24 protein-coding genes are annotated in these 23,806 nt (G+C 65.1%); 8 read left to right on the top strand and 16 right to left on the bottom strand.

The features are described 5' to 3' along the window. Window positions 1-105: 105 nt before the first annotated feature. Both DFR34_RS05390 and DFR34_RS05385 read right to left on the bottom strand, forming a co-directional pair. Window positions 106-633 carry a cytochrome b gene (locus DFR34_RS05390; RefSeq protein WP_110390145.1) on the bottom strand — a complete coding sequence of 176 codons (528 nt, stop codon included), beginning with the start codon at window positions 631-633 and terminating at the stop codon, window positions 106-108. 23 nt (window positions 634-656) lie between these two features. Continuing rightward, window positions 657-1,466, bottom strand: coding sequence for a DODA-type extradiol aromatic ring-opening family dioxygenase (locus DFR34_RS05385; RefSeq protein ID WP_110390144.1), 810 nt, complete (start codon window positions 1,464-1,466; stop codon window positions 657-659). A gap of 118 nt (window positions 1,467-1,584) precedes the next feature. Between DFR34_RS05385 and DFR34_RS05380 the strand changes: the two genes are divergently transcribed. Beyond that, entirely contained in the window at window positions 1,585-2,460 is an 876-nt protein-coding gene (locus DFR34_RS05380) for a LysR family transcriptional regulator (protein ID WP_110390143.1), read from the top strand. A 292-nt stretch (window positions 2,461-2,752) separates the two neighbouring features. Beyond that, window positions 2,753-3,289 carry a hypothetical protein gene (locus DFR34_RS05375; RefSeq protein ID WP_110390142.1) on the top strand — a complete coding sequence of 179 codons (537 nt, stop codon included), beginning with the start codon at window positions 2,753-2,755 and terminating at the stop codon, window positions 3,287-3,289. 10 nt (window positions 3,290-3,299) lie between these two features. Here the strand turns inward: DFR34_RS05375 and DFR34_RS05370 are convergent, their stop codons facing one another. Next, window positions 3,300-3,776 carry a cupin domain-containing protein gene (locus DFR34_RS05370; RefSeq protein WP_110390141.1) on the bottom strand — a complete coding sequence of 159 codons (477 nt, stop codon included), beginning with the start codon at window positions 3,774-3,776 and terminating at the stop codon, window positions 3,300-3,302. Window positions 3,777-4,005: 229 nt separating this feature from the next. Beyond that, window positions 4,006-4,434, bottom strand: coding sequence for a PaaI family thioesterase (locus DFR34_RS05365; protein WP_110390140.1), 429 nt, complete (start codon window positions 4,432-4,434; stop codon window positions 4,006-4,008). Window positions 4,435-4,545: 111 nt separating this feature from the next. On the opposite strand from DFR34_RS05365, the gene DFR34_RS05360 reads away from it, so the two are divergent. Continuing rightward, window positions 4,546-5,607, top strand: coding sequence for a GlxA family transcriptional regulator (locus tag DFR34_RS05360; RefSeq protein ID WP_110390139.1), 1,062 nt, complete (start codon window positions 4,546-4,548; stop codon window positions 5,605-5,607). Between the two features lie 60 nt (window positions 5,608-5,667). On the opposite strand, the gene arsB is transcribed toward DFR34_RS05360, so the two are convergent. The 12 genes from arsB to xdhA form a co-directional block, all read right to left on the bottom strand. Then, window positions 5,668-6,741, bottom strand: a complete 1,074-nt coding sequence (gene arsB / locus DFR34_RS05355) for an ACR3 family arsenite efflux transporter (RefSeq protein WP_110390138.1) — start codon at window positions 6,739-6,741, stop codon at window positions 5,668-5,670. Window positions 6,742-6,825: 84 nt separating this feature from the next. Further along, entirely contained in the window at window positions 6,826-7,305 is a 480-nt protein-coding gene (locus tag DFR34_RS05350) for an arsenate reductase ArsC (RefSeq protein ID WP_110390137.1), read from the bottom strand. Continuing rightward, window positions 7,306-7,698 (bottom strand): ArsR/SmtB family transcription factor, encoded by a 393-nt coding sequence (locus DFR34_RS05345; protein WP_110390136.1) that lies wholly within the window; start codon window positions 7,696-7,698, stop codon window positions 7,306-7,308. Window positions 7,699-7,778: 80 nt separating this feature from the next. Then, window positions 7,779-8,549 carry an exodeoxyribonuclease III gene (locus tag DFR34_RS05340; RefSeq protein ID WP_110390135.1) on the bottom strand — a complete coding sequence of 257 codons (771 nt, stop codon included), beginning with the start codon at window positions 8,547-8,549 and terminating at the stop codon, window positions 7,779-7,781. Between the two features lie 45 nt (window positions 8,550-8,594). Beyond that, on the bottom strand, window positions 8,595-8,765 hold the full coding sequence (locus DFR34_RS17085; RefSeq protein ID WP_158281742.1) for a hypothetical protein: 171 nt from the start codon (window positions 8,763-8,765) through the stop codon (window positions 8,595-8,597). 249 nt (window positions 8,766-9,014) lie between these two features. Continuing rightward, on the bottom strand, window positions 9,015-10,169 hold the full coding sequence (locus DFR34_RS05335; RefSeq protein WP_110390134.1) for a glycerophosphodiester phosphodiesterase: 1,155 nt from the start codon (window positions 10,167-10,169) through the stop codon (window positions 9,015-9,017). Between the two features lie 273 nt (window positions 10,170-10,442). Continuing rightward, window positions 10,443-11,363 carry an ABC transporter permease gene (locus DFR34_RS05330; RefSeq protein ID WP_211309297.1) on the bottom strand — a complete coding sequence of 307 codons (921 nt, stop codon included), beginning with the start codon at window positions 11,361-11,363 and terminating at the stop codon, window positions 10,443-10,445. 522 nt (window positions 11,364-11,885) lie between these two features. Further along, window positions 11,886-12,941, bottom strand: a complete 1,056-nt coding sequence (locus tag DFR34_RS05325) for an ABC transporter permease (RefSeq protein WP_110390133.1) — start codon at window positions 12,939-12,941, stop codon at window positions 11,886-11,888. Next, window positions 12,928-14,460: an ABC transporter ATP-binding protein gene (locus tag DFR34_RS05320; protein WP_211309296.1), complete on the bottom strand. Its 1,533-nt coding sequence runs from the start codon at window positions 14,458-14,460 to the stop codon at window positions 12,928-12,930. The genes DFR34_RS05325 and DFR34_RS05320 overlap by 14 nt, the downstream gene beginning before the upstream one ends. Window positions 14,461-14,462: 2 nt before the next feature. Next, on the bottom strand, window positions 14,463-15,464 hold the full coding sequence (gene xdhC, locus DFR34_RS05315) for a xanthine dehydrogenase accessory protein XdhC (protein WP_110390132.1): 1,002 nt from the start codon (window positions 15,462-15,464) through the stop codon (window positions 14,463-14,465). Further along, window positions 15,452-17,776 carry a xanthine dehydrogenase molybdopterin binding subunit gene (gene xdhB / locus DFR34_RS05310; RefSeq protein WP_110390131.1) on the bottom strand — a complete coding sequence of 775 codons (2,325 nt, stop codon included), beginning with the start codon at window positions 17,774-17,776 and terminating at the stop codon, window positions 15,452-15,454. Before xdhB ends, xdhC begins: the two co-directional genes overlap by 13 nt. 1 nt (window position 17,777) lies before the next feature. After that, complete coding sequence (xdhA, locus tag DFR34_RS05305; protein ID WP_110390130.1) at window positions 17,778-19,244, bottom strand: xanthine dehydrogenase small subunit; 1,467 nt, start codon at window positions 19,242-19,244, stop codon at window positions 17,778-17,780. 192 nt (window positions 19,245-19,436) lie between these two features. Here xdhA and DFR34_RS05300 point away from each other — a divergent pair, with 192 nt between their 5' ends. From DFR34_RS05300 to DFR34_RS05280, 5 genes are all read left to right on the top strand, one after another. Next, the gene (locus tag DFR34_RS05300; RefSeq protein ID WP_110390129.1) at window positions 19,437-20,255 is read left to right on the top strand and encodes a hypothetical protein; all 819 of its coding nucleotides are present in this window, start codon (window positions 19,437-19,439) and stop codon (window positions 20,253-20,255) included. Window positions 20,256-20,511: 256 nt separating this feature from the next. Further along, a complete protein-coding gene (locus DFR34_RS05295; protein ID WP_110390128.1) occupies window positions 20,512-21,591 on the top strand; it encodes a BMP family ABC transporter substrate-binding protein in 1,080 nt (359 codons plus the stop codon). Window positions 21,592-21,955: 364 nt separating this feature from the next. Then, entirely contained in the window at window positions 21,956-22,147 is a 192-nt protein-coding gene (gene hemP / locus DFR34_RS05290) for a hemin uptake protein HemP (protein WP_110390127.1), read from the top strand. 227 nt (window positions 22,148-22,374) lie between these two features. Beyond that, window positions 22,375-23,058, top strand: coding sequence for a hypothetical protein (locus tag DFR34_RS05285; protein ID WP_211309295.1), 684 nt, complete (start codon window positions 22,375-22,377; stop codon window positions 23,056-23,058). An 83-nt stretch (window positions 23,059-23,141) separates the two neighbouring features. Beyond that, the gene (locus DFR34_RS05280) at window positions 23,142-23,804 is read left to right on the top strand and encodes an RES family NAD+ phosphorylase (protein WP_110390126.1); all 663 of its coding nucleotides are present in this window, start codon (window positions 23,142-23,144) and stop codon (window positions 23,802-23,804) included. Window positions 23,805-23,806: the final 2 nt, after the last annotated feature.

The following is a 23,806-nucleotide window of genomic DNA, read 5'->3' as shown; positions in this document are numbered from 1 at the left end:
CAGCGCAGCGATCCTGGCTAGGCGTGCGGCCGCAGACAGTACATTTAGTACGGCAAGGCCGCGCAACAACGCCAGGAGAGTTTTGTGAGCGGCTCTTAGCGTCGCTCAGGGCAGCATGCGGCGCAGCACATCGTCTTTATCGACAAAATGGTGCTTCAGCGCGGCGGCGGCGTGGCCCAGCACGGTGACCACCAGCAGCAGGTTCAGCCCGCCATGCAAGGTGGCCAGCAGCTCGCCCAGCTCGGGGTTTTTGGCCAGCAAGTCCGGGATGGGCAGCACGCCGAAATACACGGTCTGAAAGCCCTTGGCCGAGCTCATCAGCCAGCCGGACAGCGGGATGGCGATCATCAGCCCATACAGCGCCAGATGGCCCAGATGCGCCATGCGCTGCGCCGCAGCCGACATGCTGGCCGGCAGCGCTGGCGGGCGATGGGTTGCACGCCACAGCAAGCGAATCGCCAGCAAGATAAACGCTGTCACGCCCGCCCATTTATGCCAGGCATACAGTTGCAGTTTTTCTGGCGACAGCGGCAGGTCGCTCATATAAAAGCCCAGCGCCAGCAGGCCAATCAGCAGGGCGGCCATCAGCCAGTGCAACAGGCGGGCCGGGGCGGTGTAGCGAACGGCGTTCATGGTGGGTTCCTTGTTCAATTCAATCAGTTCAGTGCCGTGCCGCGCGGGGTAAAGCGGTAGGCGTCCATGGCAATCACGTAGTGATCAATGCCGGCATGAAAACGTTCTGCCTGCGCGCCCTCGCCCGCCGCACCCAGCGCCACATAAAACGGCAGCAGATGTTCATCGCTGGGGTGGGCCTGCACGCCGCCGGGGGCCTGGCGGCGGTAATCCAGCAGCGCCGGCACATCGCCGGCCGCAGCGTGCGCGGCCAGCCAGTCGGTGAACTGCTTGACATAGCCCGAGCCACTGCCGCCCTGGGCGTAGGCGCGCTGAAAATCGCGCAGATTGTGGGTCAGGTTGCCCGAAGCCATCACCAAAAAGCCCTGGCGGGTCAGCGGCGCCAGCGCGCGGCCCATTTGCCAGGCCAGCTGCGGGCCGCCGTGGCTGACCAGCGACAGCGGAATCACCGGCACCTCGGCGTGCGGATACATCAGCCGCAGCGGAATCCAGGCGCCGTGGTCCAGCCCGCGCTCGGCGTCCTGCTGCACCGGCAAGCCGGCGGCGCTCAGGGCGGCGGCCACTTCGCCTGCGGCTTCGCGGCAACCGCTGGCCGGGTAGCGGATTTCATATAAGGGCTCAGGAAACCCCCAAAAATCGTGAATGGTGTCCAGCCGGTCGGCCACGCCGACGGTAGGCACGGCAGTGTCCCAATGGGCGCTGACCATGATGATGGCGCGCGGCTGCGGCAGGCGCTGCGCCTCGTCACGCAGCGCCGCGCCGGCGGCGCCGGGCGCCAGGGCAAAGGTGGGCGCGCCGTGGGGCACAAACAAACTGGGCAGGGGGGCGTTCATCTCGGGGCTCGCTTTCTTGGCGGCGGTGTGTCCGTGTTGTCGATGGGTGAACTGTAGACTTCTTTTTTGAGGCGAAATAGCCGACAATCCAGAAATCACTATTGCTGGATTGGCAACAATGGATCGCTTTGCCGCCATGCGCCTGTTTGTGCGGGTGGCCGAACTAGGCAGCTTTAGCGCTGTCGCCCAGCAAATGGGCGTGGCGCGCTCGGTGGTCACCCGGCAGGTGGCCGCGCTGGAGCAGCACCTGGGCTGCAAGCTGATGGCGCGCAGCACGCGCAGCCTGACGCTGACCTCGGCCGGCGCCGCCTATCTGGAAAAATGCCGGGTGATTTTGAACCTGGTGGAAGCCGCCGAAACCGATATCGCCAGCGAGCGGCAAACCCCGCGCGGGCCGATTCGCATCAGCCTGCCGCTGAGCTTTGGCGTCAAGCGGGTGGCCCCGCTCTTGCTGGAATTCGCCCGCCGCCACCCGGAAGTTACCCTGGACATGGATTACAGCGACCGGCGGGTGAATCTGATTGAAGAAGGGATTGATCTCTCCATCCGCGTCACCCGCCAGCTGGCCAGCGGCGATGTGGCGCGGCGGCTGGGCGGCTGCGTCAACCGGGTGGTGGCCGCGCCGGATTACCTGGCCCGCCACGGCAGCCCGCGCCACCCCCGCGAACTGGCCCACCATGCGTTTTTGGGCTACACGCTGTCCAACAGCATGGTGAGCTTTGACATCGACGGCCAATTGCTGAACGTGCCGGTGCGCCCGCAGCTTACCGCCAATAACGGCGAAGTGCTGGCCGAAGCCGCCGCGCAAGGCATGGGCATCACCAGTCAGCCGGATTTTATTGTCGAAGACTGGCTGGCCAGCGGCCGGCTGGAGGTGATTTTGCGCGACTTTGCCATGCCCCCGCTGGGGGTGTATGCGCTGCTGCCGGGCAATAAACAGATTCCGCACCGGGTGCGGGTGCTGCTGGAGTTTTTGGCCGAGCGGATGGGATGAGGCCCGCACGGGCTGACAGCCTGCGCTTGACAAGCCCGGCCCGCCCGGCGCAAGATGGCCGCACTATGGCACAGCACATCCTCCACGCACATTCGTATTATTGGTGGCGCACCGACTCCGGGCGTCACTCGTTTGCGTATTGCTGAAAGCCAGCATCGAATCCACGCAACGCATGCCGCCCCGGTTGGGCGGCATGTGTGTTTTCAGGGTTTGACTTCTGCGCACCGCGCGCACCCGCACCCCACCACACTCAGGCTCCCGACTGCGACACCCCACACAGGAGCCTGAAACCATGTCTGATCTGAGCCTGCAACACCATCTGACCCACCCGCAAGCGCTGCACGAAGCCTTGGCCAGCCTGAGCCAGCGCCACGCGCTGACCGTGGTGATTGCCGACCGCGACTTTATCGACGCCGCCCCCGGCCGCGCCAATGAATGCCGCGCCCGCGCGCTGGCGCTGGCGGCGCTGTGCCAGGCCAGCGGCGCGCCCCTGCGTTGCGCGCTGGAAAGCTTGCTGCCGCCGCAACGCGGCTTGGCGCATGCGCTGCAAGCCCGGCTGGATGGCGAGGCCGGCCACGCCTGCGCCGCCGCCCGGCTGGCCGCGCTGCAACTGGCGCTGGGCGCTGGCGGCGTGCACGCGCCGGACGAGCTGAGCGAGCGGGTGGACGCCCTGCTGGGCGACGTCCGCCCCAGCGGCCACGGCCTGGTGCTGCGCCTGAGCCTGGAAACCGCCGCCGCCCCGGCTGCGGCCGACGAAGCCGGCGTGTTGGCCCGCCTGCTGGCGGATAGCCAGGCGGTGGCGGCGCAGATGCGCGAGCGCCAGTGCTAAGCCATGAGGGTCAGCCGGGCTGGACTATCGGCCATTCCGGCTTGCCCATGGGCACACCATCGGCAATGCCGCTGGCCGGCTCGCTGCCGTGCTTCACCTGCAAGACAATAAAATACATCGGCGCCTCGCCGGCGTTGCGGTAGGCGCGCGAGCCGCCGGGGGCGACGCGCACCACCGAGCCTTCGCTGACGGCAAACGCCTCGCCATCCACCATGAATTCCCCCTGACCGCTGAGAAACAGATACACCTCTTCATTGTCGCGGTGGGCGTGCAAAAACGGCATGCTGAACCCCGGCGGAAAACAGTTGTACGACATCTCCACCCCGGTCAGCTGTAGGGCGTCTTTGACAAACACCTTGCCCGGCACCTCCCGGCCATTCAACGCCGGCACGCTAAAGCGGTAGTTGAGCAACTCGGCAAACGGGCCCAGATGGCCGACGCTGAATTGTGCGCCGTGTTGGGTCGGAAAATCAGCAGCGTGTGACATTTTGATGCTCCTTGTTGGGCGAGTAGCCCGTCACGTTGAAACACGAGGGTTCATGCACCACGAAGAACTATTGGTTGCACGACACCGAGTCATTCCCGCGCAGGCGGGAATCCAGGCGTGTCCACAGCGTATAGCGGTCTAACGGCCAATCGGTTCAGATCATGGTGACTGGCGACTGGTCGATTCAGCCAAATCAACACATTGGATTTAAGCTTGCGCGGCCACGCGCTTACTTCGGCCACAAAATCATCTGCGTGCAGCGAAACAGCGCCAGCGTGCGCCCGCTGGCTTCGTCGCTGACCACGGCGTCCCACACTTGCGTGCTGCGCCCCAGGTGCTGGGCGTTGGCCACGCAGGCCACCGCGCCTTCGGTGACGGTGCCCAGGTGATTGCTTTTCAGCTCGATGGTGGTGAACGACTGCGCGCCTGGCGGCAGGTGGGCGATGGTGGCGTAGCCGCAACTGGTGTCGGCCAGCGCCACCACGCTGGCGGCATGCAGAAACTCATTGGGGGCGATGTGCAGTTTGCGGATGGGCATGCGGCTGTTCAGCTGGCCAGGGGCCAGGCTGAGGATTTCAATGCCCAGATAACCGGGCAGATATTCCTGGCCGCGCTGGTTCAGCACGGCCACGCTGATGTCGGGGCGTAGGGCGGACACGGTGTGCTCCTGTGTGAGCGGTCGGGATGACCGGCTTGCCCACAGTCTGCGCTTGCCGTGCGCGGGCGCGTAGTGGCAGGATTGCCATTTTTCAGGCCAATCCCGCCAACCATGACCGATATTGCCTTTTTGCTGCCGCCGGGGTTTTTCACCAGCGGCGTCACCGGATTGATCGACGCCTTTATGCTGGCCAACCGCCAAATGGCGACGCGCGGCGGGCCGGGGCTGCGCTGGCGTTTGCTCAGCGCCGACGGCGGCCCGGTGGCGGCGTCTTCTGGCTTGCGCCTGGCGGCGGATGGCAGCTTTGCCGAGCTGAGCGCTGGCGAGGTGATTATTGTGCCGGGGGTGATGTTTGACGATGTCGCCAGCTTCGAGCGGGTGCTGGCCAGCCATGCCGACTTGGTGGCGCGCCTGCGCGGCTGGCGCGAGGCCGGCCATGTGCTGGCGGCGCATTGCACTGGCGTGGCGCTGCTGGCCGAGGCCGGCGTGCTGGATGGCCAGCCGGCCACGCTCAGCTGGTGGCTGGCCGGCTGGTTTCGCCGCCGCTACCCGGCCGTGCAGCTGGATGCGCAAGCGCTGGTCACCGAAAGCGCGCACATCCTGTGCAGCGGCGCCACCAGCGCCTATCAGGACTTGGCGCTGAAACTGATTGCCCGGCTGTTGGGCGAGGATGTGGCGCAAGTCTGTGCGCGGATTTTGCTGATCGACCCCAACCGCGTGTCACAAGCGCCCTACGCCACCCTGGCCGCCTACAACGGCCATAACGACCCCTTGGTCAGCGACTGCCAGCGCTGGATGCACGCCCGGCTGGATCAACCCTTCAGCCTGGCCGCGCTGGCGGCGGCGGTGCACAGCAGCGAGCGCACGCTGATGCGCCGCTTTCGGCAAGCGCTGGGCGACACCCCGTTGCGCCACCTGCAACAACAACGCCTGTTTGCCGCCCGCCGCCTGCTGGAAACCACCACGCTGGACATCGGCGAGATTGCCCAGCGGGTCGGCTATCAAGACACCGGCGCGTTTCGCAAACTGTTCACCCGCGAACTGCACTGCGCGCCAGCGGAATATCGACGACGCTTTGCCCGTCCGTCCTCAGAACGAGTGCAAAGTCTAGCGAACGACGGGTCAGCCAAGGCGAAATGCTCCCAAAAAGCGCAGTTGACACACGGTCAATGAGCATTTTTCAGGGCATTTCAACGCAGGATCACCCGAGTCTCGCAGACTTTGAACACGTTCTCAGCGCCGTAAGGCGCCCGCCTCGTACCACGCCTTGCTGCCGTTGACCACGCGCACCACCAGCAGCATCACCGGCACTTCAATCAGCACGCCCACCACGGTGGCCAGCGCGGCGCCGGAGTGCAGGCCAAACAGGCTGATGGCGGCAGCCACCGCCAGCTCAAAGAAATTGGACGCGCCAATCAGCGCCGAGGGGCCGGCCACGCAGTGTTGCTCGCCCAGCGCGCGGTTAAGCCAGTAGGCCAGCGCCGAGTTAAACAGCACTTGCAGCAGAATCGGCACGGCCAGCAGGGCAATCACCAGCGGTTGGCGCAAGATCGCCTCGCCCTGAAAAGCAAACAGCAGCACCAGGGTGAGCAACAGCGCCGCCATCGACCACGGGCCGATGCGCGCCATGGCGGCGTCAAAAGCCGCCTGGCCGCGCGCCAGCAGCGCGCGCCGCCACAGCTGGGCCAGCAGCACCGGCGCCACGATATACAGCAGCACCGAGGTCAGCAGGGTGTCCCACGGCACGGCAATGGCCGACACCCCCAGCAGCAGGCCCACCAGCGGGGCAAAGGCCAGCACCATGATCACGTCGTTCAGCGCCACCTGGCTGAGGGTGAACAGCGGGTCGCCCTGGGTGAGCCGGCTCCAGACAAACACCATGGCGGTGCACGGCGCGGCGGCCAGCAGAATCAGCCCGGCGATATAGCTGTCCAGCTGCTCGGCCGGTAGCCACGGGGCAAACAGCTGGCGCACAAACAGCCAGCCCAGCAGCGCCATGGAAAACGGCTTGACCAGCCAGTTGACGAACAAGGTCACGCCAATGCCGCGCACATGCTGGCGCACCTGGTGCACGGCGGCAAAATCCACCTTGACCAGCATCGGGATGATCATCACCCAGATCAGCACGCCCACCGGCAGATTCACCTGGGCGACCTCCAGCCGCGCCACCGCCTGGAACACGCCAGGCAGCCACTGGCCCAGCGCCACGCCCAGCACGATGCACAGCGCCACCCACAGGGTGAGGTAACGTTCAAACAGATTCATGGCCGCCGCCGGCCGGGCGGCGACTTCACATTGCACAGACATATTGGCTCCAGGGTCAGGCGCTTTGTAGTGCTTTCATTTCAAAGCTCCATCCATGATTGAAATAATACTGTCAAAAAATCACGCTCACGCCGACAGCTGGCCAATGCGGTCCAGCTCGGCTTTCAGCGCGGCGCGTTCGCCGTGCAGCTGTTCGGCCGGCAAGGCCAGCAGGGCTTCGATGCGCGCGCGCAGCACGCGGTAGGCGCGCACAAAGGCGGCGTCGATGTCGGCCGGGCTGCCGGTGGCCTTGGCCGGGTCGTCCACCCCCCAGTGGCTGCGCAACACCGGGCCCAGATACGCCGGGCAGGTTTCGCCGGCGGCGCTGGCGCACACGGTGATGACAATATCCGGCGTCACCGGCAGCGCGTCCCAGGATTTGCTGGCGCAATCGCTGGCGTCGATGCCCTCGGCGGCCAGCAGCGCCAGCGAGCGCGGATGCACTTCGCCTGTGGGCTGGCTGCCGGCGCTGAGCGCGCGCCAGCCGGCCGGGGCCAGGTGGTTGAAGGTGGCCTCAGCCAGGATGGAGCGGCAGGAGTTGCCGGTGCACAAAAACAGAATATTCATTCAAGGCTCACAAGCAGGGTCAGAACACGTCGGGTGGGCGCCGGCCAGCGGCGGCAGCAGCGCCTCCGGGCAGGGCGAGGCGGCGCGCAGGCTGGCGCATTGCTCGGGCTGGCTGGCGCAGCATTCGGCGCTCAGGTAGGCAATCAGCTCCAGCATCAGCGCAATATTGGCGCGATAACGTTGAAAACGCCCTTCCTGCGTCACCGTCAGCAAGCCGGCCTGGGTCAGCGCCTTCAGGTGAAACGACAGATTGGTGGGCGGAATATCCAGTTCGGCGGCAATGGCGCCCGCCACCAGGCCATCCAGACCATGGCGCACCAACAGGCGATACACATCCAGGCGCACGCCGGAGGCCAGCGATTCAAACAGTTTGGCCGCAGTAAATTTATCCATGTTTTGACTATACAACTAAATTTGAAGTATTGACAATGAAGATTGTGTGACGCGGCGCCCACATGGGCGCCAAGCTCGCCTCAGCCCAGGGTGACCACCACCGGCGTGTGGTCTGATGGCCGTTCATTTTTGCGCGGGGCGCGGTCGATCTCGCAGGATTGCGCGCGCGCCAGCAGCGGCGGCGACAGCAGGATATGGTCGATGCGCAGGCCCAGATTGCGGCGGAACATCGCCGCGCGGTAATCCCACCAGCTGTACTGGCCGCCGTCGGCATGAAAATGCCGGTAGCTGTCGGCCAGGCCCATGGCCACCAGGCGCTGAAACGCCGCGCGCTCGGACTCGGAGCACAGCACCTTGCCGGCCCAACCGGCCGGGTCGTACACGTCGCGGTCGTCCGGGGCGATGTTGAAATCCCCCAGCAAGGCCAGCTGCGGCCAGCGCGCCAGGCTGTCGGCCAGATAGCGCTCCAGCTTGCCCAGCCAGGTGAGTTTGTAGGTGTATTTGTCCGAATCCACCGCCTCGCCATTGACGAAATACGCGCACACCACGCGCAGCTCGCCAAAGCTGGCGGCAATTACCCGGCGTTGCGGGTCGTCGTAATCAGGGATGTCTTTGATGACCTCAGTGGCGGTCAGCGTGTCGCGGTAGACAATCGCCACGCCGTTATAGGTTTTTTGCCCGGCAAATTCGGCGCGGTAGCCGGCGGCGGCCAGGGCTTCCAGCGGAAAGGCGTGGTCTTCTTGCTTGAGCTCTTGCAGGCACAGCACGTCCACCGGATTGGCGGCCAGCCAGTCCAGCACTTGCGGCAGGCGCACTTTAAGAGAATTGACGTTCCAGGTGGCGAGTTGCATGGCGGTTTCCTTGAGTCACACCGCCTTCAAGGTGCGGCTGGCGCATTATGCCAGACGTTTCGGTGCTTGCGGCGGACAGGGCGTGGCCGCTTGGCCGGGGGCTGGCTGCGGACGCAGCACGAAGGCAGGGGCGGGGTCGCTGCCCGTGGCGCTTTTGGCGGCAGGCTGCGGTGCGCGCAGGAACAGCGGAAACGAGGTGTTGGAAACCGGTTTCATGACATCTCCCGGGTGCAATGCGGATCGTATGATTCAGCCAGAGTTTGTTGTGCGGCGTCAAGCCTGCCATACAGCATTCATCCGGCATGCGCCGATGTCAGCGCATAAGCGTGACATTCTGCCCACACCCCGTGCCACCGGGGGCTGCCGACGGTACGGGTGGGGCGACAGGGCAAGGCGCAAGCATAGCGAATCGGCCAAGAGAAGCGCATCACATGAATATGCGGGGCGCACCGGTTTTGGCGCGTGTTAACGCATTTGCATCAGCGTGCGGGTGGCCACGGCGGTGTCGGTGAAGTCGCTGAACACGCCGTCCACGCCCAGCGTAAAAAACAGCCGGTATTCTTCCGCCGGGTTGTCCTGGAAATTGGCCGCCAGCAGCTTGGCTTCGTTGCGGAAGGTGAACGGGTGCACCACCAGGCCCAGCTGGTGGGCGCGCTTGACCACGTCGTTGGCCTCCAGCAGGGTCATGTCGCGCTGGTCGATCACATTGTCGCCGTTGACGTCGATGGGCTTGCCGGTTTTCGGGTCGGTCATCGCCTGCCAGCTGATCAGATACGGCTTCCACGGGCCGATGCCGTCGGCAAAGGTTTTCACTTGCTTGAGGTTGGCCGGGCTGAGCATATCGCCATAGCTGCGCTTGTCGCCGCTGAGCACATGGTCATACGGCATCTTGCGCTCGACCACGCCATCCGGGCGCACGGTTTCCGCATCCAGCAGGTACACCAGTTTGTTCGAGGTCAGCTTGCGCAATTGCTTGAGGTTGGCCGCTTCAAAAGACTGGATAAACACCGGGGCTTTTTGACTGTTCAGCTGATATTTGGCCAGCAGCGCCACCAGCGGTTTTTCCAGGCTCAGGCCGAGTTGCTGGTGATAGGTCGGGTGCTTGGTTTCCGGGTAGACGCCAATCTGGCGGCCGGTTTCTTTGGATTTTTGCGCGCGCAGGGCGAGGATTTCGTCAAAAGTCGGAATCTGAAACTGCCCGTCAAACGCCTTGCTGCGGTCGGCGCGCGGCTGGATGGCGCGCAGGGTTTTGATTTCCGCCAGGGTAAAGTCGCTGGCGAACCAGCCTTCTTCTTCCACGCCATCCACCATCATCTTGCGCTTGCGGCTGGCGAACTCGGCGCGGCGGGCCACGTCGGTGGTGTCTTTCAGATTGGGTTCGTGGCGGGCGATCAGCACGCCGTCCTTGGTCATCACCAGATCCGGCTCGATAAAATCCGCGCCCAGCTCGATGGCCTTGGCGTAGCCTTCCAGCGTGTGGTCGGGCAGATAGCCCGAGGCGCCACGGTGGGCGATGATCAGCGGCGGTTGGCCATTGAGGGTGGGAAATACCGGCTTGTCGGCCGCCAGTGCGGGCAGGGACAGCGCGGCGGCGCTGACCAGCAGAAGGGTTTTGTGCATTGTGTTCGCCTCTTTAAAAGCCGCTAACACCCCCCCTGGCGTTGTTGTGTGACCTTGCCGTACTGCTTGCACTGTCTGCACACGCCTGGCCAGGGCCGCTGCGCTGGGTTTTGTTAGCGACGCTTAGTGTGATGGGTGCCAAGGGTGGCGGGCGAACAGTCTGGCACAGCAAGATGAGGGTTTTTTGACGGCCTTCCCTATCCCAGGCCGCCGCACCACGCGCCTGGCCAGGCGCACGATACGGCGTGTGGTGAGCAGCGCTTCGAGTGGCGCTTACGGCAGGTAGGGCTTGCCCAGCGACGCCGGCAGGTTCAGTTGCAACAAGCGGCGGTCGCGCGAGATCAGCACCAGCACCACAATGGTGGCCAGGTAGGGTAGCGCCGCCAGCAATTGCACCGGCAGGGCAATGCCCAGGCCCTGGGCGTGGAATTGCAGAATGGTCACCGCGCCAAACAAATACGCCCCCAGCAGCAGGCGGCCCGGCTTCCAGGCGGCAAACACCACCAGCGCCACGGCAATCCAGCCGCGCCCGGCGCTCATGTTCTGCACCCACAGCGGGGTGTACACGGTGGACAGATAGGCCCCACCCAGCCCGGCCATCGCCCCGCCAAACAGCACCGCGCCATAGCGGATGGCCAGTACCGGATAGCCAATGGCGTGCGCCGCCTCGGGCGATTCGCCCACCGCTTTCAGCAGCAGGCCCAGCCGGGTTTTCGCCAAGACCCACGCCACCAGGGCAAACGCCGCCAGTGACAGATACACCACGGCGTCTTGGTGAAACAGCACCGGGCCAATCACCGGGATATCCGACAACAGCGGAATCGACAGCGGCTTGAGCCCCGGCAGGCTGTAGCTGACATAGTGCTGGCCAATAAACGCCGACAGGCCAATGCCAAAAATGGTCAGCGCCAGCCCACAGGCGGCCTGGTTGGCGGCCAGCGACAGCGCAAACACGGCAAACACCAGCGCCGCGCCCATGCCGGCCAGCGCACCGGCCGGCAGGCCAGCGGCCGGGCCCAGCCCGGTTTCGGCGGCGGCGGCAAAGCCGGCAATCGCGCCAATCAAAATCATGCCTTCCACGCCAAGGTTGATCACCCCGCTGCGCTCGGCCACCAGCTCGCCCAGCCCGGCAAAAATCAGCGGCGTGGCCGCCGCCAGCGTGCCGGCCAGCACCGGAATCATGGAATCCATCATGTTTGCATCTCCTGGCGCGCCGCCTCCAGCCAGCGGCGCGCGTCTGTGTCCGACTGCTGCGCGCAGCCGGGTAAAACGGTTTCAGTTCAGTCTGTCGGTGACAATGGTCACGGGCAGTGCGCGGTGGCGGCTTTCTGGATCCCCGCCTGCGCGGGGATGACGCAGTGAAGGAAGTAAGCCCGGCGGCGGTGCATTACCGCCGTAGCTTGCCTCACCCCGCCGATTTCACCCACCGCCCGCTCCCTACCGTCATTCCCGCGCAGGCGGGAATCCAGGGCGGGCCACAGCGTGCGGTGTTTCTCTTCACGCCCTGCCCTGGTCGGGTGATCCTGCCAAGGGCAGCGCGCTGTGGATTCTTCTGGATCCCCGCCTGCGCGGGGATGACGCGGTGAAGGAGGTAAGCCCGGCAGCGGTGCATTACCGCCGTAGCTTGCCCCGCACCGCCGATTTCACCCACCGCCCGCTCCCTACCGTCATTCCCGCGCAGGCGGGAATCCAGGCGTGGGCCACAGCGCGCCGCGCTTACTTGCGCCGACGCAGGCGGTTGTCGATAAAGGCATCGGCGCCGAGCAGGAAGAACAGCAGCATGCCCTGAAAAATCCCGGTAATCGCCGCTGGCAGTTGCAGCGCCACTTGTGCGGCTTCGCCGCCCAGGTAGATCAGCGCCATCAGCGCGCCGGCCAGCACGATGCCCAGCGCGTGCAGGCGGCCCAGATAAGCGACGATGATGGCGGCAAAGCCGTAGCCGGGCGAGATGTTCAGGTTAAGCTGGCCCACCGGGCCGGCCACTTCGCCCACGCCGGCCAGGCCGGCGGTGAGACCGGAGAGCACCAGGCTGAACCACACCGTGCGCTGGGCAGAAAACCCGGCGTAGCGCGCCGCCGCCGGGGCCTGGCCGCCCACTTCCAGCTGGTAGGCCAGAAAGCTCTTGGCGTTGAACAGCCAGAAGCCCAGCACGGCAAACAGGGTGATGAACACCGAGCCATTCACCCGCGAGCCTTCCAGCAGGATGGGGAACAACGCGCCATCGGCAAACATCACCGATTGCGGAAAATTCATCCCCTCCGGGTCGCGCCACGGGCCGTTGACCATATACGACAGCAGAAAACTGGCCACATAAGCCAGCATCAGCGTGGTGAGGGTTTCTTCGGCGTTGAAGCGGGTTTTCAGTAGCGCAGGAATCGCCCCCCACAGCGCGCCGCCCAGTGCGCCGGCCAGCACCATGGCCGGCAGCACCCAGGCCGCGCCGCTGTCGCCAAACTGGATGGCGATGCCGCCGCCGGCCAGCGCGCCGACAATCAGCTGGCCTTCGGCGCCGATATTGTAAATGCGCGCCTTAAAGCCAATGGCCAGGCCCTGGGCGATCAGGATCAGCGGACAGGCCTTGATCAGCAGTTCGCTCCAGCCGTAGCTGCTGGTCAGCGGCTCGACAAAAAACACCTTGAACGATTGCAGCGGGTCTTTGCCCAGCGCCAGAAAGAGCCCCGAGCCCACCAGCAGGGTGGCGACAATGGCGATCAGCGGCGCGGTCCAGCGCATCAGTTGCGAGGGTTGCGGGCGGGGTTCAAGCAGATGCATGGCTGGCCTCCGCGTTGAACAGGCCGGCCATTTGCAGGCCCACCGACTCGGCGTCGGCCTCGGCCTTGGGCACGGCCGCCGACAGCCGGCCCTGGGCCAGCACGGCGATGCGGTCGCTGATTTCAAACAATTCTTCCAACTCCTCGGAAATCACCAGAATCGCCACGCCCGAGCGGGACAAATCCAGCAGGGTCTGGCGCAAAAACGCCGCCGCGCCCACGTCCACCCCCCAGGTGGGCTGGGCGACGATCATGGCTTTCGGGCTGAGCATGATCTCGCGCCCGACAATGAATTTTTGCAAATTGCCGCCGGACAGCGAACGCGCCGCCGCCAGCGGACCGCCGCAGCGCACGTCAAAGCGGGCGATGCAGTCCTGGGCAAACTGGCGCGCGCGCGCATAGCTGACCAGGCCAAAACGGCGCATGCCGCCGTGACGGTGGCCGGTGAGCAGGGCGTTATGCGCCAGCGATTGCGAGGGCACCGCGCCGCGCCCCAGGCGCTCTTCCGGCACAAAGGCCAGCCCGCGCGCGCGTCGGCGGCCAGGGTGCAAATGGCCAATCGCTTCGCCATCCAGCCAGACGGTGGTCTTGCCACTGGGCGCTTCGCCCGACAACGCCGCCAGCAGCTCGGCCTGGCCATTGCCGGAAATCCCGGCAATGCCGACGATCTCCCCCGCGTTCACCGTCAACGAGACATCAGTTAGCGAGGTGCCAAACGGGTCGTCGCTGCGCTGGCTGAGCTGGCGGATTTCCAGCACGGGCCGGCTGGGGCCACTGTAGGGCGGCGCTTCGCACACCGGCAGTTCGCGGCCGATCATCATCCGCGCCAGGCTGGCCGGGGTTTCGTCACGCGGAATCGCCTCGCCGGTCACCTTGCCGCCGCGCAGAATGGTGGCGCTGTCGCACAGGGTTTGGATTTCGTGCAGCTTGTGGCTGATGTAGACAATCGACACGCCCTCGCTGGCCAGCCGGCGCAGGGTGTCGAACAGCTTTTGCACCGCCTGCGGGGTGAGCACCGAGGTGGGCTCGTCCAGGATCAACAGCTTGGGGTCTTGCAGCAGGCAGCGCACGATTTCCACCCGCTGGCGCTCGCCCACCGACAGGCTGTGCACCAGCCGGTGCGGGTCCAGCGGCAGGCCGTAGCGCTCGGACACTTCGCGCACCCGCAGCGCCAGCGCCGCCGGGTCGAACGGCGCATCCAGCGCCAGGGCGATGTTCTCGACCACGGTCAGGGTTTCGAACAGCGAAAAATGCTGAAACACCATGCCAATGCCCAGCTTGCGCGCCTGCGCCGGGTTGGCGATGGTCACCGGCTGGCCGTTCCAGCGGATTTCGCCAGCGTCGGCCTTGACCGCGCCATAGATGATTTTCATCAGCGTGCTTTTGCCCGCGCCATTTTCGCCAAGAATGGCGTGGATCTCGCCGGGCGCCACCGACAGGCTGACGCCATCATTGGCGACCACGCTGGGGTAACGCTTGCTGATCCCGGTCAGGGTCAGACGGGGAGGGGTCTGCGACATGCTTACTCCGGATAAAAAACAGTCGGCTGAATCAGCGTATGCGCCTGATTCAGCCATTGGCGTGCATTGTGCAGCTGCAACATCTGCGCGGCAACGGCCAAGGCAATCGCCGCCGGCTGTTTGTCGGTGATGCCGGCAATGCCAATCGGGCAAGTCAGCTCGCTCAGGCGGTCGGCGTCCAGCCCGCGCGCCAGCAGCCGCTGCTCAAAACTGGCGCGTTTGCTGCGTGAGCCAATCAGGCCAAAATACGCCGCGTCGCGGCGGGCAAAGATGGCTTCGCACAGGGCAAAATCCAGCGCGTGGCTGTGGCTCATCACCAGGTAAAAACAGCCCGGCGGCGCTTCGGCCACTTCGCTGGCCGGGTCGTCGTTCACCCGTGCGTCCACCCCGGTGAGGTCCAGCCCGGCAAAGGCGTCGTCGCGCGGGTCAATCCAGCGCACCTGCGCCGCCAGCAGGCGCAATTGCGTCACCAGCGCCTGGGCGACATGGCCGGCGCCAAACAGCCACACCGGAAACGGCGCGCGCGCCAGCCGCTGCCGCCAGCGCCAGTCGTGCTCGCCGCCGTCCAGCGCGCTGCTGGCCTCGGTGGGCGCCGCCAAGCGCCAGCGTGAGGCCGCTTCGCCAGCGTTCAGTTCACGCCACAGCGGCTGGCCGGCGCTCAGCTGGGCGGCGCGCGCCTGCCAGTCGGCCAGCGCGCTGGGGGCAATCACCTCAAACAGCAGCCACACCACGCCGCCGCAGCACTGGCCCAGCCGCGCGCCCAGATTGTAACGGCAGACGCGGGCCGCCGGGTGGCCAGTGCTGGCGCTGAGCAGTTGGCGCGCCTGGGCGATGGCCTGCCATTCCAGATGGCCGCCGCCAATGGTGTCGGCCTGGCGGTGTGCGCCCACCACCATGCTGGCGCCCACTTCGCGCGGGCCGGAGCCATGCAGCCGCGCCACGCTCACCCACACCATCGGTTCGCCCGCCGCCAGGCCGTCCAGCAGCGCGTTCAGCCAGCGCATGCGCCGCTCCCGGCGCGCAACGCGCACACAATCGCCTCTGGCGTGGCCGGCGCGTCCAGTTGCACCGGCGCGCCGGCGGGCAAGGCGGCGGCCACCGCGTCGCGCAGGGCAAAAAACACCGCCAGCGCCAGCATGAACGGCGGCTCGCCCACCGCCTTGCTGCGGTGGATGCTGTCTTCGCGGTTGGCGTTGGCGTACAGCGCCACATTGAACACCGCCGGCACATCCGCTGCGGTGGGGATTTTGTAGGTAGATGGCGCGTGAGTCATCAGCTTGCCGTCGGCGCGCCAGTACAGTTCTTCGCTGGTCAGCCAGCCCATGCCCTGCACAAAGCCGCCCTCGATCTGGCCAATGTCCAGCGCCGGGTTGATCGACTGGCCGACGTCGTGCAGCAGGTCGGCGCGCAGCACCCGGCTTTCGCCGGTCAGCGTGTCGATGGCCACTTCGCAGGCCGCCGCGCCGTAGGCAAAGTAATAAAACGGCCGGCCCAGCTTGCTGACCGGGTCAAAGTGAATGTCCGGGGTGCGATAAAAACCGCTGTCCCACAGCTGCACCCGCGCCCGGTAGGCGCGCATGGCCAGCTCGGCAAACGGCAGGCTGAAGTCCGCCAGCCGCACCTGGCCGTCGGCAAACCGCACCGCGTCGGCGCTGCCGCCGCCCGCCAGCTCGACCATCAGCGCCGCCAGCCGCGCCTTGATCTGCTGGCAGGCTGCCTGCGCCGCCTTGCCGTTCAGGTCGGTGCCGCTGGAGGCGGCGGTGGCCGAGGTGTTGGACACCCGGCTGGTGTCGGTGGCGGCCAGCCGCACATCGGCCAGCGGCAGGCCAAATTCACCGGCGACGATCTGGCGAATCTTGGTGTACAAGCCCTGGCCCATCTCGGTGCCGCCGTGCGAGGCCAGCACGGTGCCGTCGGTGTAGACATGCACCAGCGCGCCGGCCTGGTTGAAGTGGGTGGCGTTGAACGAGATGCCAAATTTCACCGGGGTCAGCGCCAGGCCGCGCTTGAGCGTGGGGCTGGCGGCATTGAATTCGGCAATTGCCTGGCGGCGCTGGGCGTATTGGCAGCGCGCGGCCAGCTCGGCCACCAGCGCCGGGGCGATATTGTCGGTGACCGGCATGCCGTAGTGGGTGACGCTGCGCGCGCCGCCCGGCTCGCTGTCGTAAAAATTGGCCTGACGCACCGCCAGCGGGTCGAGCTGCAAATGGCGGGCGATGTCGTCCAGCACGGTTTCGATCAAGAACATGCCCTGCGGGCCGCCAAAACCGCGAAACGCAGTGTTGGACACAGTGTGGGTTTTGCAGCGCAGGCTGCGCAGCGCCAGCGCGTCCAGATAATAGGCATTGTCCAGATGGCAGATGGCGCGGTCGTTGACTGGGCCAGACAAATCCGCCGAAAACCCGCAGTGCGAGGCCATCTCCAGCTTGAGCCCGGCCAGCCGGCCATCGTCGGCAAACGCCGCCTGCCATTGATACTGAAAGCCATGGCGCTTGCCGGTGGCGCTCATGTCCTCGTCGCGGTCCAGCCGCAGCTTGACCGGCCGGCCAGTGCGCACCGCCAGCAGCGCCGCCAGGCAGGCCCATTGCGCCGATTGCGATTCTTTGCCGCCAAACGCTCCGCCCATGCGCCGACAACTGACGGTGATTTGATGCGCGCGCCAGCCCAGCGCGTGGGCAATCAGCTGCTGCATCTCGCTGGGGTGCTGGGTGGAGCACCACACATGCAGGCTGTCGTCGTCGCCGGGCTGGGCGTAAGAAATCTGCCCTTCCAGATAAAAATGCTCCTGCCCGCCCACCCGCGCCTGGCCGGACAAGCGGTGCGGCGCGGCGGCAAAGGCGGCGTCCACCTCGCCGCGCTGCATCTCGAACGGCGGCAGCACCCAGGATTCGGCGGCCACCGCGCTGTCGATGTCCAGCAGCGCCGGCAAGGGCTCGATATCGATCTGCGCCAGCCGCACCGCCTGGCGCGCCTGCTCGCGGCTGTCGGCGGCCACCACAAACAGCGGCTGGCCGTAAAACTGCACCTCATCCGCCGCCAGCAGCGGGTCGTCGTGCAGGATGGGGCCGCAATTATTGTCGCCGGGAATATCCACTGCGGTGAGCACGGCGCGCACGCCGGGGGCGGCGCGCACTGCGTCCAGCTGCAAGGCGCGCAGGCGGCCATGCGCACAGGGGGCCTGGCCAATGGCGGCGTGCAGGGTGCCGGCCAGCTCGGGCAGGTCGTCCAGATAGTGGGCGGCGCCGCTGACGTGCAGCGCGGCGCTTTCGTGCGGCAAGGCATGGCCTACCGGCTTGGGTGGGGTGTCGGCGCGCATCTCAGCAGCCCTCCAGACTAATCGGAGCCAGGGCATCCAGCCGGTGGCCGGCCTGGCCCTGGCTGTCCAGCCAGAAGCGCCACAGCAGTTGCGCGGCGACATGGCGGCGGTAGTCGGCGCGGGCGCGGGCGTCGCTCAGCGGCTGAAAATCACCTTCCAGCGCGGCCATGGCGGCGCGCACGCTGGCGGCGCTCCACGGCGCGCCCAGCAAGGCGGCCTCGGCCTGCTCGGCGCGGCGCGGGGTGGCGGCCATGCCGCCGTAGGCCAGCCGCGCCAAGCTCACTTGGCCGGCAGCGTTGGTGTGTACCTGCATGCCGGCGGCCACGGCGGAAATATCCTGGTCGTGGCGCTTGGCCACTTTATAGGCGCGGAATTCACCCAGCGGGCGCGGCACGCGCACGGCGCGCACAAACTCGCCCTCGGCCAGCGCGGTACGCTGGTAGGCCAGGTAAAAATCTTCCAGCGCCAGTTCGCGGCACACGTCGCCGCGTTGCAGGCGCAGCGTGGCGCCCAGGGCAATCAGCGCCGGCATGCTGTCGCCAATCGGCGAGCCATTGGCGATATTGCCGCCCAGCGTGCCGGCGTGCTTGACCGGGGTGGAGGCAAAGCGGCGCGCCAGCTCGGCCCAGTGCGGCGTCCACTGGCTGAGCGCGGCAAAGGCGTCGTGCAGCGGCGCGGCGGCGCCGATTTCCAGCTGGCCGTCTACTTCGGCAATCTGTTTCAGCTCGGTCACCGCGCCCAGCTGAATCAAGCTGTCCAGCACGCGGCCTTGCTTGGTCACCCACAGCCCCACGTCGGTGCCGCCGGCCACCAGCCGGGCTGCGGGGTGTTGCTGGCGCAGCGCGGCCAGCTCGGCCAGGCTGCGCGGGCTGAAACTCTCGCCGCCGTCAGCGGCGCGATAGTGCAAAGGCGGCAGCGCCGCCAACTGGCGCAAAGCGGCTGCTACCGGCGCGCTGTCCCACTGCCGGCGCGGGGCCTGCCAGGCGGCCTGGGCGGCGTCGAGAATTGGCCGGTAGCCGGTGCAGCGACACAGATTGCCCGACAGGCAGTCTTCCAGCTCGGCGCGGTTGGGGCAGTCGGGCTGGCTGTGGTAGCGGGCAAACAGCGACATGGCAAAACCCGGCGTGCAAAAGCCGCACTGCGCGCCGTGGTGGTCGATCAGCGCCTGTTGCAGCGGATGCAGGCCGTCGGCGTCGGCCAGGTCTTCCACGGTGAACAGCGCCTTGCCGTCCAGCGCCGGCAAAAACTGAATACAGGCGTTCACTGCGCGCAGGCGCAGGCTGCCGTCGGCGTCCAGCTCGCCCAGCACCACCGTGCAGGCGCCGCAATCACCCTCGGCGCAGCCTTCCTTGCTGCCGGTCTGGCGCAGGTCTTCACGCAGATATTGCAGCACGGTGCGGGTGGGCGAGGGGCCGGCGATCTGGCGCAGGCCGCCGCGAAAATAAAACTGAATCGGTCGTTCGATCATGATGCATACACTCAAGCTGTCATGCGCTCAAAGTAGCACATGGCGCGCGCCGGCAGGCAGGGGCCGGCAGCGATAAGCACTATGCGCCGCAGATTATGGCTGGCGACTGGCCACGCATGCATCCTGCCACGCTGGCCGGGAATGTCTGTTGTATGATTGCCGGATTCCCCCACTCCCTGCGGAATCCAAGCCATGAATCTTGTCACCTATCTGGGCAAGCAAATCCTTGGCGTGCTGGCCTGTTACCAACAGGACGACATCGTCATTCACATCTGCGGCGTATACCCTCAATGGGATAACCGCCTGCGCGTGTTTTTTCCGCGCGGCCATGCCTTGCAGGTGGGCGAACTGGTTACCCTGCATCTGGATAACCGCAGCGGCGTGGATGAGTTTGATTCTGGCATCCGCGTGTATCGCGCCTCGTACAAAGGCCGGGTGCTCAGCGTAGAAGACGACTGGGCGCTGCTGGAGCCGCGCGAGTGCGTGCTGATGCACGGCTTTGCCCCGGTGGTGGAAATCGCCGAACCGGGCTACGCCTTTCCGGCCGACCCGCGCCCCGAACACCCGGTGCCGGCCTCGCCATTGCTGCACATGCCGCGCATCGAAGGCCGTGACCGCGAGAATAAAGTGGGCGTGCTGATCACCCAGGCGCAGGAACAGCCGCACACCACTGTGCTGGCGTTTTTATCCAGCGAAGACGACGATATTTTCTTGATCACCTTCCCGGAAACCTTCAAATCCCGGCTGCTCAAGCGCAATCCGCATTGCTTTTTTGTCATGGACGAGCGCGCCACTTTCACCTTTGAGCGCGCCATCCAGTGGAACTACACCATCATCGAAGGCGACGCCCACCAGATTGCCAACGGCAGCGCGCTGTTTGAATCGGTGCGCCAGGCGTTTATCGACAAAAACCCGTGGGAGCTGCCGTTCTTTATCCGCGAAGACCTGGAGATGTATCACCTTCGCCGCCGTCGCGTGGTGTGCCCCGGCGCGCGGCGCACGCTGGACTGAGCCGCCTGGGTGCTATGCACAACTGAATACTGATCATCACCGCCGCCGGATGGGTAAACCCCGTCGGGCTTTGTTACAGTGTGGCGACACCCTGCCACACTGAGCGCGGCTCACCAAACCCTCCTGGCGTTGTGGTGTGACCTTGCCGTACGACTTGCACTGTCTGCGGTCACACGCCTAGCCAGGCGCGCTGCGCTGGGTTTGGTGAGCAGCGCTTACCAATTTTCTTTGTCCATCCCTACCGAGGAATCACACCATGTTGCTGTCCCGTCTGAAAACCCTGGCCGTCGCGCTGACGGTGGCCGTCTCTGGCCTGGGCGTGGCCCACGCCGCCGATCCGGTGAAAGCCGGCTTTGTTTACATCGGCCCGGTGGGCGACCACGGCTGGACCTACGCCCATGACGTCGGCCGCAAGGCGCTGGAAGCGCAGTCGGGCGGCAAAGTGGCCACCACTTTTGTGGAAAACGTGCCGGAAACCGCCGATGCCGAGCGCGTGTTCCGCGATCTGGCGCAAAAGGGCAATAAAGTGGTGTTTGGCACCTCGTTTGGCTATATGAACCAAATGGTGAAAGTGGCCAAGGCCTTCCCCAACACCGTGTTCATGCACGCCACCGGCTACAAGACCGGCGCCAACCTGGGCGTGTACGACGTGCGCACCTACGAAGGCGCCTACATGCTGGGCGTGGTGGCCGGCAAGATGAGCAAGGGCAACAAGCTGGGCGTGGTGGCATCCATCCCCATCCCGGAAGTCATCCGCAACATCAACGCCTTCACCCTGGGCGCGCGCAGCGTCAACCCGGCCATCACCACCCGCGCCATCTGGGTGAACGCCTGGTTTGATCCGGGCAAGGAGCGCGAAGCCGCGCTGGCGCTGATTTCGCAAGGTTGCGATGTGCTGATGCAAAACACCGACTCGCCGGCCGTGGTGCAAACCGCGCAAGAAAAAGGCGTGCTGGCCTTTGGCTGGGATTCTGACATGAGCAAGTTTGGCGGCAAGGCGCAACTGGCCGCTTCGGTGCTCAACTGGGGCGTGATCTACAAGAAAACCCTGGACGAAGTGCAAGCCGGCACCTGGAAAACCGGCGACCTGTGGTGGGGCGTGAAAGAAGGCGCGGTGAATATCGACAACTTTGGCCCGGCCGTGCCGGCTGCGGTGAAAAAACTGGCCGAAGAGCGTCGTGACGCACTGAAAGCCGGCAAGCTGCATCCGTTTACCGGCCCGATCAAGGATCAATCCGGCAAGGAAGTGCTGGCCAGCGGCAAAACCTACAGCGACGCCGAGCTGAAAAAGATGAACTTCTACGTGCAAGGCGTGGAAGGGAACATCCCCAAGTAAGAGCCGCGAACAAAACCCCCTGGCGTTGTTGTGTGACCTTGTCGTACTACTTGTACTGTCTGCGGTCACACGCCTAGCCAGGACCGCTTCGCTGGGTTTTGTTAGCGACTCTAACGCATCACCCACCCCGGCCACCGGCCTGGGTGACACAAGCCAGGGCCAGATTGCACTTGTTGGCGCATTTCGCGGGCAGGGGGCATCTGGCCTTTGCTGTTTATCCCGGCCTGTGAGCATGCTGGCGTGGCGAGCAAGGCTTTGCTGAGGGGGCGAGCTAATCCGCTCTGGCGCACGGCGCTTGGGGCGTATTCTCCCTCATGACAGTGCGTGCTTGACTGTGCTAACGATAACCATTATCGTTGTTGCCATGGTTACTTCTCCCGCTTCCCTGCCGCTGTCCTCCGCCCCGCCATCGCCCACCGGCACCCTGCCCGAGGCGGCTCGGGTGTTCGACAGCGCCCAACTGCTGGACGGGCGCGCGGAGATCTACATCCGCCATCAAGGCGAGCTTTACCGACTGCGGCAAACCCGGCAGGGCAAGCTGATTCTGACCAAATAAGCGCTGCTCGAAAAACCCATCCGGGGCCTTTCTACTTCCCCAAAAATGCCTGCCATCAAGCCTGTATATCTCCGAGTGTGTCGCCTCTTGGTGACGTGTCATCGTGCCACTGAACATTGCTGGTCTTAGCGTGTATCGGCAGGTATGGGGCATTCTTGTCTTGCACGCCTGCTGTTGATGATCTAGAGTATCAAAAATATTGATCATCAAAATAACTGAACACTGCGATGAGCGAAATCCACGCCCCAATCAAAAGCGTGCTGACTGGCGCCATACGCGACGTGCGCACGCAACTGACCCTCACGCCTGAGAACGATAAAGTGCTGGCATTGACCTTCGATGCCGAGCAAGCCGATGACGTGGCGTTTGCCACCTTGGCGGAGAATTTGTCTGCCGTCGCCACGGCGATGCTGACGCTGTTAAGCCAGCGCCAAGAACCGGCGGCGCTGCAACAACTCGCCGAGGCGCTGACCCCGCGCGCGCCCGCGTCGCCCCATTTACTGAAAGAAGCCGCCATGCTGGCTCAGGCGCGTAAGGCCGTGTTGGACAGCGCCGACTGGCTGAGCGCGGCGCAGCTGGCGCAACTGGCTGGTTTGAGTGCGCGCAACCCCAGCGCACAGCCGAACAAGTGGAAAAAAGAAGGCCGCCTGTTCGCCATTCAACTGGCCGGGGTGGATTATTTTCCGGGCTACGGTCTGGACGCCCAGCACAATTTTCGGCCGCTGCGCTGTTTGGCCGAAGTGATTGCCGTGCTGTCGGCGCGCAAGGATGGCTGGGGCATGGCCTACTGGTTTGCTTCGGTGAATGGGTTTTTAGATGGGCAGCGCCCACAGGATGTGCTGGCACACGATCCCGCGCGGGTGCTGGCTGCGGCAAAAGACGAGATAGAGGAGATGGATTATGCTTGGTGATTAAAGCGACAAATAACTTAGAAAAATAACATATTAAATAATATTGAAAGGGGTATAATGATTATACTGACGGAAGCTGCACCATGTCGCTCGACTCCACCTCTCCTCTTTTCACGCCGCCACCGCGGCTTGACCTCTCCTTTGTCTCGCTGCCCATAGGCAGCCTGCTGCATCGCGTTCACGGCATGCTGCACACAGCAACAGAATTCAATCCGGGCTACCAGGGCAATGCCCGTTTCAGCCCAATTCAAAGCTCGCCTGACCGCCCGGCGCCAACGCTCTATGCCGGCAGCAGCAGAGATTGCGCACTGATGGAAACCGTGTTTCACGATGTGCCCTATCTACCCGGCTACAAAACGCTCGATCTGGCCAGATTGGACATGAAGAGCCATACCATCCTGGCATTGCAACACACCTTGCAACTGGTCGATCTGCGCAGCATTGCACTGCATAAGCTGGGCATCTCGCGCGCTGAACTCATCGACTGCGAAAAAGCCCATTACCCACGCACCCGCGCCTGGGCCCAGGCGATTTACCAGCAGTGCCCGCAAGCCCAGGGTTTGCTGTGGACTTCTCGGCGAGATGATTCCGCACAAGCCTATATGCTGTTTGGCGACCGCGTGCCTGCGGATGCGTTACGGGTGGCCAGCGACAGCCTTTCCCTGCGGCATCATCTGCCGACCTGGGAGGCCGTGCTGGCGCTGGCGGAGCGGCTGGGTGTGTGCTTGGTGCCTGGCCAGGGCTGAGC

Origin of the sequence: Rivihabitans pingtungensis, assembly GCF_003201855.1 — a bacterium.
Lineage (GTDB): Bacteria > Pseudomonadota > Gammaproteobacteria > Burkholderiales > Aquaspirillaceae > Rivihabitans > Rivihabitans pingtungensis.
This window is presented reverse-complemented; position numbering and strand designations above follow the sequence as displayed.